The organism is Caballeronia sp. GAWG2-1, assembly GCF_023631405.1.
Lineage (GTDB): Bacteria > Pseudomonadota > Gammaproteobacteria > Burkholderiales > Burkholderiaceae > Caballeronia.
In genome coordinates this window covers 13,257-28,575 of record NZ_JALQDD010000030.1, presented here as the reverse complement: position 1 = coordinate 28,575, position 15,319 = coordinate 13,257, and the positions used below count along the sequence as shown (strand labels likewise).

General features: G+C 56.3%; 20 protein-coding genes. 11 read left to right on the top strand and 9 right to left on the bottom strand.

Going from position 1 to position 15,319, the window contains the following annotated elements; all coding sequences use genetic code 11:
* The coding region (locus NCR98_RS20340; protein ID WP_250489693.1) for a hypothetical protein at positions 1-232 on the top strand (232 nt) is incomplete at its 5' end.
* A 204-nt stretch (positions 233-436) separates the two neighbouring features.
* Entirely contained in the window at positions 437-1,444 is a 1,008-nt protein-coding gene (locus tag NCR98_RS20335) for a glycosyltransferase family 9 protein (RefSeq protein WP_122458855.1), read from the top strand.
* Here the strand turns inward: NCR98_RS20335 and NCR98_RS20330 are convergent.
* From NCR98_RS20330 to NCR98_RS20320, 3 genes are all read right to left on the bottom strand, one after another.
* Positions 1,438-1,776 carry a DUF1493 family protein gene (locus tag NCR98_RS20330; RefSeq protein ID WP_250489692.1) on the bottom strand — a complete coding sequence of 113 codons (339 nt, stop codon included), beginning with the start codon at positions 1,774-1,776 and terminating at the stop codon, positions 1,438-1,440. The two genes, NCR98_RS20335 and NCR98_RS20330, sit on opposite strands and share 7 nt — an antisense overlap.
* A complete protein-coding gene (locus tag NCR98_RS20325; RefSeq protein ID WP_250489691.1) occupies positions 1,776-2,837 on the bottom strand; it encodes a glycosyltransferase family 9 protein in 1,062 nt (353 codons plus the stop codon). The genes NCR98_RS20330 and NCR98_RS20325 overlap by 1 nt, the downstream gene beginning before the upstream one ends.
* Positions 2,838-3,515: 678 nt before the next feature.
* The gene (locus NCR98_RS20320; RefSeq protein ID WP_010246235.1) at positions 3,516-3,764 is read right to left on the bottom strand and encodes an ElaB/YgaM/YqjD family protein; all 249 of its coding nucleotides are present in this window, start codon (positions 3,762-3,764) and stop codon (positions 3,516-3,518) included.
* A gap of 212 nt (positions 3,765-3,976) precedes the next feature.
* On the opposite strand from NCR98_RS20320, the gene NCR98_RS20315 reads away from it, so the two are divergent.
* The gene (locus NCR98_RS20315) at positions 3,977-4,189 is read left to right on the top strand and encodes a DUF2767 family protein (protein ID WP_010246232.1); all 213 of its coding nucleotides are present in this window, start codon (positions 3,977-3,979) and stop codon (positions 4,187-4,189) included.
* 20 nt (positions 4,190-4,209) lie between these two features.
* Here the strand turns inward: NCR98_RS20315 and NCR98_RS20310 are convergent, their stop codons facing one another.
* The 3 genes from NCR98_RS20310 to NCR98_RS20300 all read right to left on the bottom strand — a co-directional run bounded on the left by NCR98_RS20310 (position 4,210) and on the right by NCR98_RS20300 (position 6,192).
* Positions 4,210-5,220, bottom strand: coding sequence for a Ppx/GppA phosphatase family protein (locus NCR98_RS20310; protein WP_250489690.1), 1,011 nt, complete (start codon positions 5,218-5,220; stop codon positions 4,210-4,212).
* Positions 5,221-5,243: 23 nt separating this feature from the next.
* Positions 5,244-5,801, bottom strand: a complete 558-nt coding sequence (locus tag NCR98_RS20305; RefSeq protein WP_022625839.1) for a hypothetical protein — start codon at positions 5,799-5,801, stop codon at positions 5,244-5,246.
* Positions 5,802-5,862: 61 nt separating this feature from the next.
* Complete coding sequence (locus NCR98_RS20300) at positions 5,863-6,192, bottom strand: hypothetical protein (RefSeq protein ID WP_010246223.1); 330 nt, start codon at positions 6,190-6,192, stop codon at positions 5,863-5,865.
* Between the two features lie 211 nt (positions 6,193-6,403).
* Between NCR98_RS20300 and NCR98_RS20295 the strand changes: the two genes are divergently transcribed.
* The 3 genes from NCR98_RS20295 to NCR98_RS20285 all read left to right on the top strand — a co-directional run bounded on the left by NCR98_RS20295 (position 6,404) and on the right by NCR98_RS20285 (position 7,582).
* Entirely contained in the window at positions 6,404-6,586 is a 183-nt protein-coding gene (locus NCR98_RS20295) for a hypothetical protein (RefSeq protein ID WP_250489689.1), read from the top strand.
* Positions 6,587-6,770: 184 nt separating this feature from the next.
* The gene (locus tag NCR98_RS20290; protein WP_033757330.1) at positions 6,771-7,154 is read left to right on the top strand and encodes a hypothetical protein; all 384 of its coding nucleotides are present in this window, start codon (positions 6,771-6,773) and stop codon (positions 7,152-7,154) included.
* Between the two features lie 14 nt (positions 7,155-7,168).
* On the top strand, positions 7,169-7,582 hold the full coding sequence (locus tag NCR98_RS20285) for a GNAT family N-acetyltransferase (RefSeq protein WP_010669877.1): 414 nt from the start codon (positions 7,169-7,171) through the stop codon (positions 7,580-7,582).
* On the opposite strand, the gene NCR98_RS20280 is transcribed toward NCR98_RS20285, so the two are convergent.
* Positions 7,583-8,245, bottom strand: a complete 663-nt coding sequence (locus NCR98_RS20280; RefSeq protein WP_010246210.1) for an MBL fold metallo-hydrolase — start codon at positions 8,243-8,245, stop codon at positions 7,583-7,585.
* A gap of 22 nt (positions 8,246-8,267) precedes the next feature.
* The gene (ldcA, locus tag NCR98_RS20275; RefSeq protein ID WP_033743824.1) at positions 8,268-9,194 is read right to left on the bottom strand and encodes a muramoyltetrapeptide carboxypeptidase; all 927 of its coding nucleotides are present in this window, start codon (positions 9,192-9,194) and stop codon (positions 8,268-8,270) included.
* A 161-nt stretch (positions 9,195-9,355) separates the two neighbouring features.
* Between ldcA and emtA the strand changes: the two genes are divergently transcribed.
* Positions 9,356-9,985 (top strand): membrane-bound lytic murein transglycosylase EmtA, encoded by a 630-nt coding sequence (emtA, locus tag NCR98_RS20270; RefSeq protein WP_010246204.1) that lies wholly within the window; start codon positions 9,356-9,358, stop codon positions 9,983-9,985.
* On the opposite strand, the gene NCR98_RS20265 is transcribed toward emtA, so the two are convergent.
* Positions 9,978-10,952 (bottom strand): sugar-binding transcriptional regulator, encoded by a 975-nt coding sequence (locus tag NCR98_RS20265; RefSeq protein WP_033779397.1) that lies wholly within the window; start codon positions 10,950-10,952, stop codon positions 9,978-9,980. The two genes, emtA and NCR98_RS20265, sit on opposite strands and share 8 nt — an antisense overlap.
* Before the next feature lie 183 nt (positions 10,953-11,135).
* Between NCR98_RS20265 and NCR98_RS20260 the strand changes: the two genes are divergently transcribed.
* The 4 genes from NCR98_RS20260 to NCR98_RS20245 are packed head-to-tail and all read left to right on the top strand — an operon-like array spanning position 11,136 to position 15,302.
* A complete protein-coding gene (locus tag NCR98_RS20260) occupies positions 11,136-12,077 on the top strand; it encodes a D-ribose ABC transporter substrate-binding protein (RefSeq protein ID WP_010246199.1) in 942 nt (313 codons plus the stop codon).
* A 2-nt stretch (positions 12,078-12,079) separates the two neighbouring features.
* Positions 12,080-12,679: a DUF2291 family protein gene (locus NCR98_RS20255; protein ID WP_250489688.1), complete on the top strand. Its 600-nt coding sequence runs from the start codon at positions 12,080-12,082 to the stop codon at positions 12,677-12,679.
* Positions 12,679-14,193: a sugar ABC transporter ATP-binding protein gene (locus NCR98_RS20250; protein WP_022625834.1), complete on the top strand. Its 1,515-nt coding sequence runs from the start codon at positions 12,679-12,681 to the stop codon at positions 14,191-14,193. The genes NCR98_RS20255 and NCR98_RS20250 overlap by 1 nt, the downstream gene beginning before the upstream one ends.
* A 2-nt stretch (positions 14,194-14,195) precedes the next feature.
* Positions 14,196-15,302, top strand: coding sequence for an ABC transporter permease (locus tag NCR98_RS20245; RefSeq protein ID WP_010669880.1), 1,107 nt, complete (start codon positions 14,196-14,198; stop codon positions 15,300-15,302).
* Positions 15,303-15,319: the final 17 nt, after the last annotated feature.

The following is a 15,319-nucleotide window of genomic DNA, read 5'->3' as shown; positions in this document are numbered from 1 at the left end:
ACGGTTCGTCGGCACGACGTCAAAGCCGAAGGTACCGCGTGAGCGGCGCGAGGACGGCCCGGCAGCAGCAGAGGTGCGCTGGCCCGCACTGCGGCTCGCTCGCCCGGAAAAAAAGCTGCCCCGTTTGACCGTGACAGCCTTTACAAATCTAATCTTAACTGACCAGTATTACGCCATGGGCGGCCTTTTCCTTTCTATACGCTGGCCCGGCAGGGCCGACGCCGTAAAATAATAATCCGGTTAATAATTCAGGCCTGTCTCTGGCCTGTCGTGCTGGCCTCATATTTTAACAATATCCAACTATGGAACCAATCTGACACTGCGCTGACTAATTTGCTGACTATACCGTTACGTTACCGTTTTCAGAACGTTAACCGGGCGAGTCTTACTTTTATTCAGCCAGAACGGCGTAGCCTTTGCGCAGAGGATGTCAGACATGCGGGTTTTAATTATTTGTCGGGATAATATTGGCGACACCTTACTGACCACGCCGCTGATCAGTGCGCTGGCGCAGTCGGGGCAGCATCAGGTCGACGTGCTGACTAACAATTACGCTGCGCCAGTGTTGCAGCATAATCCCGATATCCGGCAGCTCTTCTATTACACTAAACTGCATCACCGTGAGGCAGGGCAGGGACGACTGGCCTGTCTCTTACAGCGACTGAAGCTGATGCTGACGCTGAAAAAACAGCGTTACGATGTGGTGATTCTGGCAAAAAGCCGCTGGGATCAGCATGGCCTGAAGTGGGTTAAAACAGTGCGTCCCGCCAGAGTGATTGCCCTGGGCCATCCCCATCCGCTGATTACCGATCTGCTGCCGCCACCCAGCCAGTCGCCGTGTCATATCAGTGAAACCCTGTTTAGCCTGGGGCGACCTTTCAATCTCAGCGCCACAGCGCCAGGCAAACTGACGCTGCTGCCGGATGCGGCAATCGCGGCCAGCCTGCGTGACACCTGTGCGATCGATCCCGCTGTTCCGGTCTATGCATTGCAAATCAGCGCCCGCAAGCCGAGCCAGCAGTGGGAAGCCGCGCGGTTTGCCGGGCTGGCTGAAAAAATCGCGGCGCGTCATCCCTGCCAGATAATGCTGCTCTGGTCACCCGGCAGCCGTGATAATCCGCGTCATCCGGGAGATGATGAAAAAGCGCGTGAAATTATGGCGCTCTGCCCGCATCTGCCGATCAAGGCGGTGGCAACCACCAGCCTGCCGCAGTTAATTGCAGCAATGTCGTTGTGTCAGGGGCTGGTGAGCAGTGATGGCGGGGCAATGCACATTGGCGCGGCGCTGGGATTGCCGGTCGTCGCGCTGTTTGGCGACAGCGATCCGGCATGCTGGCACCCATGGCAGGTTAACTATCAGGTGCTGCAACCGGCGTCACGTGAGGTCAATGCGCTGAGCAGCAGCGAGGTCTATGACGCGTTCGCCCATACCATTACTCAGTAATCCTCTTCAGGCCAGCGTCCCAGTATGGCCGCTTCACACAGCATGGCGACCGTCAGTGGACGGTAAGGCTGTGCTGTGCCCGCAGTAAACCAGTTTGCCACTGCAAAGCGCCGTCGGCGCGGCTCCGGAAAATAGCGGGCGTCATCATAGTGTTCTGAACAGACGCCGAAAGTGATAAAAAAATCACTCATCAGAATGGCAAAATCCACCTCACTCAGCGGTAACTGCTGGATATGAAACCCCGTCCGATCCACTTTCCGGAACCAGCCCAGTGCGGTTGGCTGATTGTGGTGCTCAATCAGCGCAATGATGGATTGAGAAAGGTCGTTCATTACCCCACCAGCTTCGCCACGGCCTGCCCGACCTCATCGGCCTTGATCGTTGCCATCGGATGCTGTGAGGCGGTTTTATCCGGACGGTGGATAATGATGTGGCGATCGCTGTCCTGGCAGGGACCGGTATAGCGCGGATTGGCGGTGGAGAACAGGCTGACCGTTGGCGTCTGTGCGGCCACGGCGATGTGCAGTGGACCGGTGTCCCCGGTAACCAGCACATCCAGCGTGCGAATCAGGCTAATCAGGCCGCTGAGATTCGTTTTACCCGCCATCGGGGTCACACGCTGACGGTAGTGCAGGGGCAGGCTTTCAATAAATTCCTGCTCAAGAGGCTGCTCAGCGGCGGTGCCGGTAACGATAATTTCCGTGTCAGGCCAGCGTTCAAGCAAGGCTGTCGCCAGCTGGCTGAAGGAGGCCAGTGGCCAGCGGCGAATATCTTTTGATGCCCCTAACTGAAAACCGATACGGCGATGGTCAGCCTTTGCAGTCGGACTGTTGTTCAGTGCCGGAAGGTGCATCCGGGTCTGCTCTGTCTCTGCGCCCAGGACTTCAATCAGTTTCAGCTTACGCTTGATGGTATGGTCATCGAAATAGCCTGAATAGTGATCGAGATATTTATTTAGCAGAGGCGATTCGCGGCCGTAATGATCGCGCACAATCACCTTACTGCCGGTCAGTACCGAGCTCATAATATCGTAGGGGAAATGGGCGTGTAATATTACTGACAGGTCAGGTTTCTGGCGGCGCAGTTTGAAAAAAAGTGGCAGGAAATTCGCCAGTTTGTTATCCCAGATATAGATCTGATCAAACCAGTTATAACGGCTGACGAGATCCTTATTTTTCTTGCTGGAAACCAGAATAAATTTGCTGGCGGGAAAGCGATTTTTCAGGCTCCAGATAGCCGGCGTATTCATCAGAAAATCGCCCAGTGCCGTGGTGGAGTATATCACCACTGTTTGTGGGGCCAGGTCGTGCAAGGCCTGTGGTTTTGTTCTGCTGGAAAATCGAGAATAGAGCGTTAAAAGTCGGTCTATCAGATAAATCTTTTTTTTCTTCACGTCTGAATTCTCTTGAATTTACCAATGTTATTAACAGGGAAATATTATGGAGTGTTAGAGATTAACGCTACAGAGAAAGTTCATTATGACAGGATGTTTTTTTCAGTCATTGAGTTTTTGTTTGAAATACACTCGCTTTCTGGTTTAAATAAAAATGAACTTTAATTTTTTGTTATTTGGAAGATGTTTTATGTGCACTTTTATTAATGAATGATTACGGCTTGTAATTCTATGAAAAACTAATAGCAGGTTAATTATTAGCGGGATTATTCTGTGACTTCTATCTATTAAAAAACATGCGATAAAACAAACCCCGGCACGTGTGCCGGGGCAGGGTATTACGACTGTGGCTGACCCACCGGGCCTGAACCCAGCGTACCGCCCGGTGACGACTGACCGCTTGGTGCATGAGGGCGGCCATCATCTTTAATCGCGTCGCTCTTCTGCGAGCAGCCCGCCAGAGAGGTTAAGGTCGCTGCAACCAGCAGCAGGGCAGGAAATGTTTTCATAAGGTCACCTTGATGTTGTCAGAAAGAGACGAAACCAGACTAAGCATAGATACTTACCGCATTCTGGCCTGAAAAGGCTTATCTTTCAGATGTTTCTCAGCCGGCGGAGAGAGTCCAGGCAAAAAAAAACGGAAGCCAGTGGCTCCCGTTCTGTTGACGTTCAGCGCGATTACTTGCGGCCCAGCAGGAAGCCGATAAATACGCCAACGCCTGCAGCAACGGCCAGACCTGCAACAGGATTGGATTGAACCTGATCCTTGATACAGTCAGCAGCATCGCGGGCAGCATAGCTTGCCTGGTTGGTGTAACGGCGTGCTGCGCCTTTAGCCTGATGCTCAGATGAACCGGTTGCTGCACCCCATTGTTCCTGAACTGCGCCAGCGGCTTCTTTTACTTTATCTTCGATTTTTCCTGACATTTATTGCTCCTTGGTTTTGAGTGAGACCCTCAAAGCGTAGCAAAGATAGTGAATTCTGCTCCTCCAGCGGAGGAAAATGGGCTAAAAAATCATTTCTGGCTGTTAATGGCGCTGCGTTTGCGGGTAAGGGATTTACTGTCTAGCCTTTGGAAAGAGAGGCGCACTCAGGCGCTGCCACAGCCATAGCCAAAGCTACAGCCGGAGGATAAGCAATGAAACGTGATGCACTGAATGATGACGACTATGACGAAGTCTGCCGGGTCATTGGCGATGCGGTCATTGTGCTGTCGGAGCGCGGCCATGACACCCGCCGTGGCGAAATCTACGACCTGCTTAAACGTATACGTCAGCAGCGGGCCCACAGTGAACGGGATGAGCAGCGGATGCTGGATCATGCTATCCGGCTGATTAAGCCTGAGGTTTAGCATAGTGCGGAAAGGCTGCGCTACTGCAGCAGCACGCCCTGAATCAGACTGGCCTCAACAATCGTAACCTCATTAATTTTCAGCGCCTGCATATAACCTTCAACCAGTAAGAGATTGCTGACATCAGTGGCCCGGTAGTCGCCCGGGAGTTCACTGTCGCCTTTCCAGACCTGCTGCTGCGACAGCTGACTTAATGTCGTCAGGCTGTAACGATGGGGTTTGCCCGGTAACTGATTGCGGATTGAAAAACCATGGACGCCGCCGATGCCAATGACCCGACGGCTCGCCAGATCCTGTTTAATCTGCGGACTGACCTCATTAGCGGCATAAAATTGCACAAAGCGCAGCACCGACTGCCGCCAGGAGCCAATCGGATTAGGGGATTTGGCCTCCGGGCTGTTCTTCAGCACCGTCAGAATAAAGTTTTTCAGCGTCACCGAGGCCAGTTTGCCCTGATAGATATCTGCAACCGGCTGACCCGCCTGCTGTCGCCAGGCAGTCATCTGCATCGATCCCCCACCAATATCCCAGACCAGCAGCTGCTCATCACGGATCGCCGGATCGTTAAGCGCGGCTTTAGCGGAGAGGAAACCGAGTTTCGCTTCCTGCTGCTGCGAGATGATGCTGATTTGCGCACCGGTCTGGCGCTGCAACTGATCGATGACCGCCTGTCCGTTGCTGGCGTTGCGGAACACCGCCGTGGCAACGCCGCTGATCCGCTGTGGATGAAAGCGCTGTGCCTGCGTTAAAAGCTGCTGCAGGGCAGCGGCACCTTCATGAGTCATCGCCGGGCTGAGCTGATTATCTGTTGAATGCGCTAAGGCCTCGTTCCAGGCCACGGCGCGCTGATCCTGATACAGCATCTTTTCGATGTGCAGCTGGCAGACATTGACACGGGCTACCGCAATTTTGGTGGTGCCGGAACCGATATCCAGACCGGCGCGAATTTGCTGGCAGCGATCGGCTTGGGCAGCAGCGGCAAAAAACAGTGAGCAGAACAGCGTGACAGCAGACAGCGCAGCAGAACGCATAGCGACTCCGGGGGCAATGAAGATCAGAGTGAACGGGCTGCGACGCAGGCCGGATAGACGCTCACCAGGAAGTGACGCAGATGATCAAAACACCATTCGGCGTCATCCGCCTGCGGACAATAGAACTGAATGGTGATCTTTTCATAATCGCGCTGACGCTGGCGCAGCGGCGACCAGCTCCAGTCGAGTACCGAGCGGGCATAATTGACCAGCGTCTCGGCGGGCATCTGGTGTTGCTGCTCCTGCCCGGTCAGGTAGCGATAAAAGTTCGCTTCCAGCTGCAGCGCCTCCTCAAAGCCGTGTTGCGGCAGGTCGGGACGAAAAGCCACATCGATAAAGCCACAGACCGCATCTGCCTGCTGCTGCCAGTCGCAGGCCAGGGTCATAAACAGCCCCTCCTGCAGATTGATCTCCTCGACCAGCCGCCGCAGATTCACTGAATGGTTCAGCACCGCGATCTCCTCAAGGCGACCAGTTTCCAGCGTCAGATCAAAGCCACAGGGATTCACGGAGCCATCCGCATTGCGGGTGGCGGGGAAGGGGAAGTCGATATAACCGTTGTTATCCAGACGCTTTTCCATCGGGGAGACCTGCTGCTTGACGTTTCCTGACAATAAACCATCTGGCAGCAGGATTCATCCCTTATGGACAGGTCCAGGTGATTTGGGTGTCCTGGTAAGGGTTGATCAGGCGGAACTGCTTATCTGACAGGCGCTGCGCGTAATAGCCCTCAGGCGTGACTGCGGAGGGAACATATTTAAAGCGATCCAGCGACTGCAGCGGGCCACTCTTAACGCTGACCTTATCCCGGGTCACGGTGAAGCTATTAACCAGATCAAAAATCACGCCCTGGGTATGCCCCATCGACTGACCATAAATTGTCGAGACCTCACCCGGACATTCCACCCCTTTCGGGCCAGATGAACATCCAGTCACCATCGCGATGAGGATAAAAATGCTGAGACGCATCATGATTTTCTACCTGCTTCAATCCCTGGGAGTTTCGTGGCGCAGAGTCTATCCTGCTGCGTCACTGATTACTTAATCATAGCAGTTTACGCTGCGCTTCCTGTTTGTGATTTGTTTAATCGTTAAGCAACAGGAATGTAAAAGGGTGACTTTGCTTATCAATAAACGTTATTCTTGGCTCCTTTGCGCACCACTTAGGCAAATTCAGGGATAAATGATGAACGAAGAAGAAGCAAGTCTAATGATTATTCGCCATGCGATTGACCAGTTAGAAGCCGATAAGAAGCAACAGGTGATCGCTTGTTCAGCGGATATACGTGCAGCAATGCAGGCTTACGATAGCGAGAATGCCGGGCTGGCACTGATGTTAGTGGCCGCCGAGGTAGCAGCCGAATAATCATATCCGGTCAGTGTGGCAGCCTGTTACGCTGGCCGGATTACTTTATTTTTTCTCAACTTTCAGATTACTTCGCACGCCGATTCTATCTTTCAATGGTCTTGCTGCGGGTTGCCCCGCGTCCCTTCTCCGTCCTGTGATGTGTTAAGCTAAAAAATCTCAATAAAATCAGCGGAGAAACAGCATGAAGGCAGCATTAATTGCCCTGGGCCTGCTGGCCTGTCACATCGCACCCGCCTGGAGCGAGACGGAATTTCAGCTTAACTGTCCCGGCCGGACAACCATGACCGTTTCGCGTGCCGAATATGGGTTAACCACGTTAATGTGGCCGCCGGGGCATTTCCAGATTGCCGCCGGTCAGCAGCGTACCCGTTTAGAGGCGGGTGATAAGGTGGCGATTACCCGCTTTCGCAATGGTGATCAGCTGATTGTGAACCAGCGCAACCAGGCGACCTTTTTTGTCTACCGCGACAGCGATAAACTGCTGCCCTGCAGCCGCAGCGAAAAACGCGATGTTGATGCGTTGAGCCTGGAGCGCTACGACGATCGTCAGCACTCCGATACTTAACCCACGGAGCCACTATGCAACCCGAGATTACCGATAAGGTCACAACGCAGGATCTGGATGAAGTCAGGCTGGGTCTGACTGCGTTCAACAGCAAATATATTAATATTGATGAGATCAGATCGATCGGCGTGTTTATCCGTGATGACCAGGGCAGAAAGCTGGCCGGACTGACCGGATCAACCGCCGGAAACTGGCTGCGGATTGATATGCTGTGGGTGAGTGAGGCGCTACGCGGGCAGGGGGCGGGCAGTAAGCTGATGCAGGCGGCAGAGCAGGAGGCGCGGGATCGCGGCTGCCGCTTTGCCCAGGTGGATACCGCCAGTTTTCAGGCGCGACCATTTTATGAAAAGCTCGGCTATACGCTGCGCTTTAGCCTGGATAACTATCCGCGGCATCATCAGCGCCACTATCTGACGAAAGCCCTGTAATCAGAATAATGGTTGCTGACGCAAATCCAGCGGATGCTGTTCTGCTTCATCAATCGCGGCCAGCCAGCTCTGCAGCGTAACTTTTTTCCAGGAGAGATGCCCGCGCGTGGTACTCATCAGCACCACGTCGGGACGCAGGGAGCGGTAAAATTCCAGCGTCTGGCTCAGCTCAGCCGGATTACTGTCCGGCACGAGCACCGTGATCCAGCGGTCATGCGAACGCGTCACGGTATCGCCAACAAACAGATAGGTCAGCCCCAGCGGCGAGGTGTAGAGATAGCTGCAACTGCCCGGTGTGTGTCCTGGCGTTGGCAGCAGATGGAAATCCCCGAAGTGCGTCTCCTGCTGCGAAAAGGTGTCATCAGGCTCAGCAAAACGGCTGATGGGGCCCAGCGATCGGCTATGGCAGTAAAGTGCACTGCTGAAGCGCTGCTGGATCAGCGCCGCACCGGGCGCGGATTCATGCCAGTGGGTGAGGTAGTGGCGGATCACGCCGCCGGTATCGGCCATGACTTCATGATCGAGCGGATTTTCTACGCGGCCAATCAACAGATTGCCGCGCGGGTGACGCAGCATAAAGCCATGCATCATCAGGTCATTAACGGCATCTTCCACCGGAAATTCCGGGGTTGAGATCCACAAATCGTCATACAACGGCTTCAATGTCGATCTCCTGAAACAAACGCTATTCCCGCAGGACGGGATGCCCGGTCGCCTGCAAACGGGCGTGGCCCTGGCTGACCGCTAATCGTGCGCTGGCACCCAAAGGCAGTGTTACGGTGTCAGCGGCATGACCAAAATCTAATCCACAAATCAGCGGCAGACCGGTGGTGTCACGCAGTCGCTGCCAGACGGTGCTGAAGTCAAACCCGTTGTCATATTCTGTCAGGGCTGTACTGGTGAAGCTGCCGGTAACGATCGCCCGCTGTCGCGCCAGAATGCCGCTCTGCTGCAGCTGAATCAGCATGCGTTCAATGCGGAACGGATGCTCATTCACATCCTCAATCACCAGAATGCCGTTCTCAAACTGCGGCATCCACGGCGTGCCAATCAGTGAGCAGATCATCGCCAGATTCCCGCCCCACAGCGTACCCTGCCATTCGCCCTCGTCAGGCGTTTCGCTTTGCCATGTCTCCTCTACTGTAGGTGAAGTCAGTGCCTGCCAGAAGTGGTGAAGGGTAAATTCAGATAAGGTCGCGGCGCCGAAGTTACCGGCCAGCATCGGTGCGCTGAAGGTAATCAGGCCGACCTGCGCCAGCAGCGCCAGCTGAATCGCGGTGAAGTCGCTGTGGCCGCACAGCGCGAGCGGCTGATTCAGCAGACGGCGTTGCAGGCCGATGTAGTCGATGGACTCCAGTAACCGGCTGGCACCATAACCGCCACGCACCGCCAGCACCACATCGGGCAGGGTGCTGAGACTGGCAAGCTGGTTGATATCCGCCAGGCGCTCCGCGTCCGTACCGGCGAAGCGCTGAAAACGGCGGGTGATCACCTGCTCGTTCTCTACCTGATGGCCGGCCGCACGCAGTCGTGCAATGCCCTGCAGCGCCGCAGGCTGATTGTGACAGTAACCGGAGGGGGAGATAAGACGAACTGAACGTGAAATCATCATACTTTCCTGCTGTTAGCGCCTGACTGACGGCGATGATGGCGAAAAGCGCCGCTGAAGTCACGGTACGCGCCGCATTTTCATGCATTTAGGATAAACGGTAATTTTGCTCTCAGGCTGCCTGGGTATGATAGCATTCGCCACAACAGCTACGAGATGAAAAATTGCTGAAAATCCGACACCTTATACTCTCAGCGTTACTCCTGACCGGCTGTGCCAGCGAGCCACCGCACCATGCCGTTAAGCAGCGCAACACGCCATTAACTCAGGCACCGCCGTCCAGCGTCAATGGCACCTGGGCGATGTTTACCGAAGATGCCGCCAGTCATTATGGCGTTGATGAGAAGTTGATCAGCGCCATTATCAGTGTCGAGTCGGGTGGAAATCCGGGCGTGGTGAGCCGTTCAAATGCGGTGGGGCTGATGCAGATTAAAGCTTCGACCGCCGGGCGCGAAGTCTATCGCACGCTGGGCCGTCGTGGTCAGCCGTCGAATGCCGAGTTGCGCGATCCGGCCAAAAATATTGATATCGGCACCGCCTATATCCGCATTCTGCAGAACTCCGCGCTGTCGGGCATCCGCGATCCGCTGACCCTGCGCTATGCCACCATCGTCTCTTATGCCAACGGCGCAGGAGCGTTACTGCGGACTTTCTCCAGCGATCGCGATCGGGCCATTGCGATGATCAATGCGATGTCACCGGATGAGTTCTATCAGCATGTGCAGAACAAGCATCCGGCGGCGCAGGCCCCGCGCTATCTGTGGAAAGTCACCACGGCTTACCGCACTATCTGACCGGTTGTGATGAATCCTGCGGCGTGAGCAGTAGCCGCGCCGTGGGATAGTCGATGATCAGCACCTTGATGTAGCCGCCCAGCAGCGCACCGCGAATCGCCTGCGCTTTCTCTCTTCCGCCTGCCAGCCCGACCACCTGTGGACACTGTTTTACCTGTGCCAGCTCCATACCAATCACCGGATCTTCTTCTGCTTTCAGCACCGGCTGTCCGCAGGCGTCGAAATAGTGCAGACAGATATCGCCTACCGCACCGCGCGCCGCCAGCGTTTGCAGCATCCTGCCATCGTAGTAGTTGCCCGAATTACGTAACAGCGCCGACGGCTCCAGATCGCCAATGCCGACAATCGCCAGGTCGACCTGCTCAAATTTACTCAGCACCTCGGCGACCTCTGCGTTGGCAGAGAGCCGCTGGCGATCGCTGACCGAATGCTCAATCGACTGGGACGGCAGCAGCCAGGCGGGGCAGTTCAGCAGCGCCGCCAGATTTTGCGTCAGAATCGTCGCCTGCACATTGCCGTTAGCCCCGACGCCACCCAGCAGCTGGATCACCCCTTTGCAGGCGCTGTTGAGCGGATGCAGCGCATCCACCATCGCCCGGATCGTGCCGCTCCACGACGAAATACCAATCAGCTCATCGTTTCGCAGTCGGGTCTCCAGATAGTGAGCGGCCGCCGATCCAATCGCCTGCTTAATCTGCAGCGGCGACGCCTGATCCGGCACATCCACCACAATCGCCTGCGGCAGGTTATAGGTCTGCTCAATGGCCTTTTCCAGCTCAGGGTAGACGTTGGCTGGTGGCACCACGCTGATCTTGACCACACCTTCTTTCACGCTGCGATTAAGAATGCGTGAGACAAACGACTGCGATAAGGTCAGCGACTGCGCAATCTCTGACTGCTTCAACCCTTCGACATAGTAAAGGGTGGCAATCTTCACCATCAGTCGCTGTTCATCCTGTTTTGCCATCGGTTTTTCCCTCTCTGATTCTGCCCGGTATTGTTAACCAGGATGATCAAAATCACAACGCAGGCTAATTTGTGATCGTTTTCGCTTTTTGACGATCGCGCATTGGACGGCACGTCAGCGCGGGCGCATAGTCATTATGCATATAAAATCGCGTGTGAATATATATTCAAGCGGAGAAAAATAATGACTCGTCCTCTGATCAAACTGACCCTGCTCGCATCGATGCTCGCCTTTTCAGCGACCGCGCTGGCGGCAGAGCAAGGCCTGCTGGCGATTATCACCCCGTCCCATGACAACCCGTTCTTTAAAGCCGAGGCGGAAGGGGCCTTAGCGAAAGCCAAAGAGCTGGGTTACGCCACGCTGGTGGCGTCGCACGATGATGACGTAAACAAGCAAAACCAGCTGATTGAGACCGCGATTGCGCGCAAAGCCAAAGCGATCATTCTTGATAACGCTGGTGCCGACGCCACCGTCGGGCCGGTGCAGAAAGCCAAAGATGCCGGGATCCCGACCTTCCTGATTGATCGGGAGATCAACAAAACCGGTATCGCGGTGGCGCAGATCGTCTCTAACAACTATCAGGGGGCGCAGCTGGGCGCGGAGAAATTTGCGAAATTGCTGGGCGGCAAAGGGGACTATGTTGAACTGCTGGGCAAAGAATCTGACACCAACGCGGGCGTGCGGTCGCAGGGCTATCACGATGTGCTGGATGACTACAGCGACATGAAAATGGTGGCTCAGCAGAGCGCCAACTGGAGTCAGACCGAAGCCTTCAGCCGCATGGAAACCCTGCTGCAGAAACACCCCAACATCGTTGGCGTCATCTCCGGTAACGACACCATGGCGCTGGGTGCCGAAGCCGCGCTGAAAGCCGCCGGGAAAACATCGGTGATCGTGGTGGGCTTTGATGGCAGCGACTACACCCGCGATTCGATCCTCAACAAAGGCAATATTAAAGCGACGGTGCTGCAGCCGGGCTGGGATCAGGCGCAGATGGCGGTCACGCAGGCGGATTACTACCTGAAGAACGGCAAAGCGCAGAAACAGGAGAAGCAGCTGATGGACTGCGTGCTGATTGACGACAGCAACGCCGCTAAGCTGAAAAACTTCAACCTGGCGAAATAACCATGAAACGGATGCTGGCGGTATTGACCGGTATGGCGCTGCTCAGCGCCTGCACCGTGGTGGATCTGGATGCGGACGGTAAGCCGATCCTGCCGAAGGATCCGCACGCGAAACCCAGCTATACCACCCAGACACCGCAGCAGATTGCAGAAGAGACCTGGCAGCCGCGCGTGATGACCACCGCGAACAGCCATGCGCTGAGCTGGGCCGACATGGAGGCGAAAAGTCAGACGGTCAAACCCGGCGGGCGCGAAAGCGTCTTCGTGCGAGCCGGGGGTAAAGCCAGCGCCTTTGATGAGAGTAACCCGCGTGAACGCACGCTGACGCTGATGATTAACAGCAAGCCGGTGGCGGTCAGTGTCGGGCCGGTGCTGCGCAGTAACGCTATCCGGGATGCCGCCGGTTTCCGTTTCGAAGAGTTTACCAATCAGGTGCAGTACGCCCAGCTGACGCGGGCGCTGAACCGTCACGCGGTGAAGCAACTGCCACCGCTGGATGCCAGCTGGGTCAACCAGCCGGTGCAGGCGCTGCTGGCCGTAACCATCGGGCAGAACAGCGTTGAAGATGTGGTAGCGGTTGAGCTGAAGCGGGGGACGCCCTGATGGACGATGAGATCATTCTGCGGGCCGAACAGATATCGATGCTGTTTCCCGGCACGCTGGCGCTGGATCGCGTCGATTATCGGGTCTGGCGCGGCAAAGTTAACGTCATCATCGGTGAGAATGGGGCGGGAAAATCGACCCTGATGAAAATTCTGGCCGGGGTACAGCAGCCCACGGCCGGTTCGCTGTTCCTGAATGGCGAGCCGCTGACGCTGAGCAGCACCCGCGACGCCGCCCGGCACGGCATCGGCATGGTGCACCAGGAGCTGAATCTGTTTGAGAACCTGACGGTGGCTGAAAACCTGTTTCTGGGCCGGGAGATCCAGCGCGGCCTGGCCCCGATCAACGAGGCAGAGCAGGCTCGCCGCACCGCCGCGCTGATGGCGCGCCTCGATCAGCCGATTTCACCCCATGAGCGGGTCGGTAATCTCAAAGTGGGTCAGCAGCAGCTGGTCGAGATTGCCAAAGCGCTGGCGGAAGATGCGGACATCCTGATCCTCGACGAGCCGACCTCGGCGCTGAGCAAAACCGAAGTGGAGATCCTGTTCCGGGTGATCCGCGACCTGACGCAGCAGGGCGTTACCGTGATTTACATCTCCCACCGGCTGGAAGAGCTGATGGCAATTGGCGACGTGATCACCATTCTGCGCGACGGGCGCTTTCAGGCCGAAGCGCCGGTCAGCAGCATCGATGTGCCGTGGATCGTGCGTGAGATGCTGGGCAGTGAACCGGTCACCACCTTCCTGCCGGAAGCGCGTGAGTTTGGCGCGCCGGTGCTGGAGGCGCAGCACATTACCTGCGTCAGCCCCAATGGCAATACCCTGGTGGATGACGTCAGTTTTCAGGTGCGGGCCGGGGAAATTGTCGGGATTTACGGGCTGATGGGCGCAGGCCGCACCGAGCTGTTTGAGTGTCTGCTTGGCAGTCAGCGCCACTATCTGGGCAAGCTGTGGCTCGACAGCAAACCGCTGCCGACCCGTCTGCCCACCGCTGACCGTATCCGCATGGGCATGAGTCTGGTGCCGGAAGATCGCAAACGCGCCGGGATTTTCCCGGTGTCATCGGTCGCCAGTAATCTCACCATCGCCAGCCTGTGGCGGCGTCTGTCGCATCGCTTTGCCATTGCCCATCAGGCGGAGCAGCAGGCGGTAAGCCAGACGGTGGGCAACCTGGCGATCAAAATCTCCTCGCCGGACGTGGCCATCAGCGCGCTGAGTGGTGGCAATCAGCAGAAAGTAGTGATTGGCCGCGCGCTGCTGACCAATCCGCGTCTGCTGTTGCTGGATGAGCCGAGTCGCGGCATTGATGTCGGTGCAAAAGCAGAGGTATTTCGCATGATGGTGGCGCTGTCGCAGCAGGGCATTGCAGTTCTCTTCTCCACCTCGGACCTGAAAGAGATTATGGCGGTAGCCGATCGCATCCTGGTGATGTCGGGCGGCAAACTTACGGCTGATCTTCCCCGCGACCAGGCGGAAGAGGCAGCGCTGGTGAAAGCAAGTGCGCAGGGGTTCTGAGCATGAAAAGCAATGACAGCGTCGCGCTGACCACACTTCCGGCTAAGGCGTTCAGTTCACGTGAAAGCATTCTGCTGCTGCTTCTGAAGCTGCGCACTTTTATTGCGCTGATTCTGATCGTCGGCTTCTTCGCCATCACCGTGCCGGACTTTCTCGCCACCGGCAGCCTGGTGATCATGGTGAAACATATCGCCATCAACGCCTTTCTGGCGCTGGGCATTACCTTTGTCATTATCACCGCGGGAATTGACCTGTCGATTGGGGCAACGCTGGGACTGTGCGGCATGATCGCCGGCTGGCTGATTACCAAAGGCATTGTGTTGCCGATGTTTGGCATCGCTATTTTTCCCAGCGTCTGGGTGATTGTGCCGGTGGTGCTGCTGATCGGCGCGCTGATTGGCGCGGGCAACGGCTGGATCATTACCCGCTACAACGTGGCACCCTTTATCTGCACCCTCGGCACCATGTATATCCTGCGCGGCGCGGCGATGCTCACCTCCGGCGGCGAGACCTTTCCTGGTCTGCAGGGGAATCCGCTGCTGGGCAATACCGGTTTCGATCGGATTGGTGCCGGAACCTTTCTGGGGCTGCCTTACGCCATCTGGATGATGGTGCTGCTGGCGCTGGTGATCGCCTACATCGCCCGTCGCCTGCCGTTTGGCCGTCAGGTCTATGCCATCGGAGACAATGAACGTGCCGCTGAACTGTCGGGTGTGAAAACCCGGCAGGTAAAAATTCTGGTCTACACCCTGTCAGGATTCTGCGCGGCGATTGCTGGCATCGTGGTCTCATCGCAACTGGTCGCCAGCCATCCGGCTAACGGCACCGCATTTGAGATGAATGCCATTGCCGCCGTGGTGCTGGGTGGTACGTCGCTGGCGGGCGGACGCGGCACCATCCTCGGCACGCTGATTGGTGCGTTCGTCATCGGCTTTCTGGCGGATGGCCTGATCATGATGGGTGTCAGTGAATTCTGGCAGATGGTGATCAAAGGCATCGTGATTATCATCGCGGTGATCATCGACCAGACACAGAGCCGGATGCAGCAGAAGGCGGCCGTGGTGGCTCAGAAAGCGTTAATCGAGGAGGGGACACCGGCAAAACCCTGACGGGAAAGTGCGTTGAA

Bases quoted from the DNA above. Each gene is read 5' to 3' on its own strand.
- NCR98_RS20265 (WP_033779397.1), bottom strand. From the start codon at position 10,952: ATGGCAAAACAGGATGAACAGCGACTGATGGTGAAGATTGCCACCCTT.
- NCR98_RS20300 (WP_010246223.1), bottom strand. From the start codon at position 6,192: ATGATGCGTCTCAGCATTTTTATCCTCATCGCGATGGTGACTGGATGT.
- NCR98_RS20335 (WP_122458855.1), top strand. From the start codon at position 437: ATGCGGGTTTTAATTATTTGTCGGGATAATATTGGCGACACCTTACTG.
- ldcA (WP_033743824.1), bottom strand. From the start codon at position 9,194: ATGATGATTTCACGTTCAGTTCGTCTTATCTCCCCCTCCGGTTACTGT.
- NCR98_RS20285 (WP_010669877.1), top strand. From the start codon at position 7,169: ATGCAACCCGAGATTACCGATAAGGTCACAACGCAGGATCTGGATGAA.
- NCR98_RS20320 (WP_010246235.1), bottom strand. From the start codon at position 3,764: ATGTCAGGAAAAATCGAAGATAAAGTAAAAGAAGCCGCTGGCGCAGTT.
- NCR98_RS20255 (WP_250489688.1), top strand. From the start codon at position 12,080: ATGAAACGGATGCTGGCGGTATTGACCGGTATGGCGCTGCTCAGCGCC.
- NCR98_RS20245 (WP_010669880.1), top strand. From the start codon at position 14,196: ATGAAAAGCAATGACAGCGTCGCGCTGACCACACTTCCGGCTAAGGCG.
- NCR98_RS20315 (WP_010246232.1), top strand. From the start codon at position 3,977: ATGAAACGTGATGCACTGAATGATGACGACTATGACGAAGTCTGCCGG.
- NCR98_RS20260 (WP_010246199.1), top strand. From the start codon at position 11,136: ATGACTCGTCCTCTGATCAAACTGACCCTGCTCGCATCGATGCTCGCC.
- NCR98_RS20310 (WP_250489690.1), bottom strand. From the start codon at position 5,220: ATGCGTTCTGCTGCGCTGTCTGCTGTCACGCTGTTCTGCTCACTGTTT.
- NCR98_RS20250 (WP_022625834.1), top strand. From the start codon at position 12,679: ATGGACGATGAGATCATTCTGCGGGCCGAACAGATATCGATGCTGTTT.
- NCR98_RS20295 (WP_250489689.1), top strand. From the start codon at position 6,404: ATGATGAACGAAGAAGAAGCAAGTCTAATGATTATTCGCCATGCGATT.
- NCR98_RS20290 (WP_033757330.1), top strand. From the start codon at position 6,771: ATGAAGGCAGCATTAATTGCCCTGGGCCTGCTGGCCTGTCACATCGCA.
- NCR98_RS20305 (WP_022625839.1), bottom strand. From the start codon at position 5,801: ATGGAAAAGCGTCTGGATAACAACGGTTATATCGACTTCCCCTTCCCC.
- NCR98_RS20330 (WP_250489692.1), bottom strand. From the start codon at position 1,776: ATGAACGACCTTTCTCAATCCATCATTGCGCTGATTGAGCACCACAAT.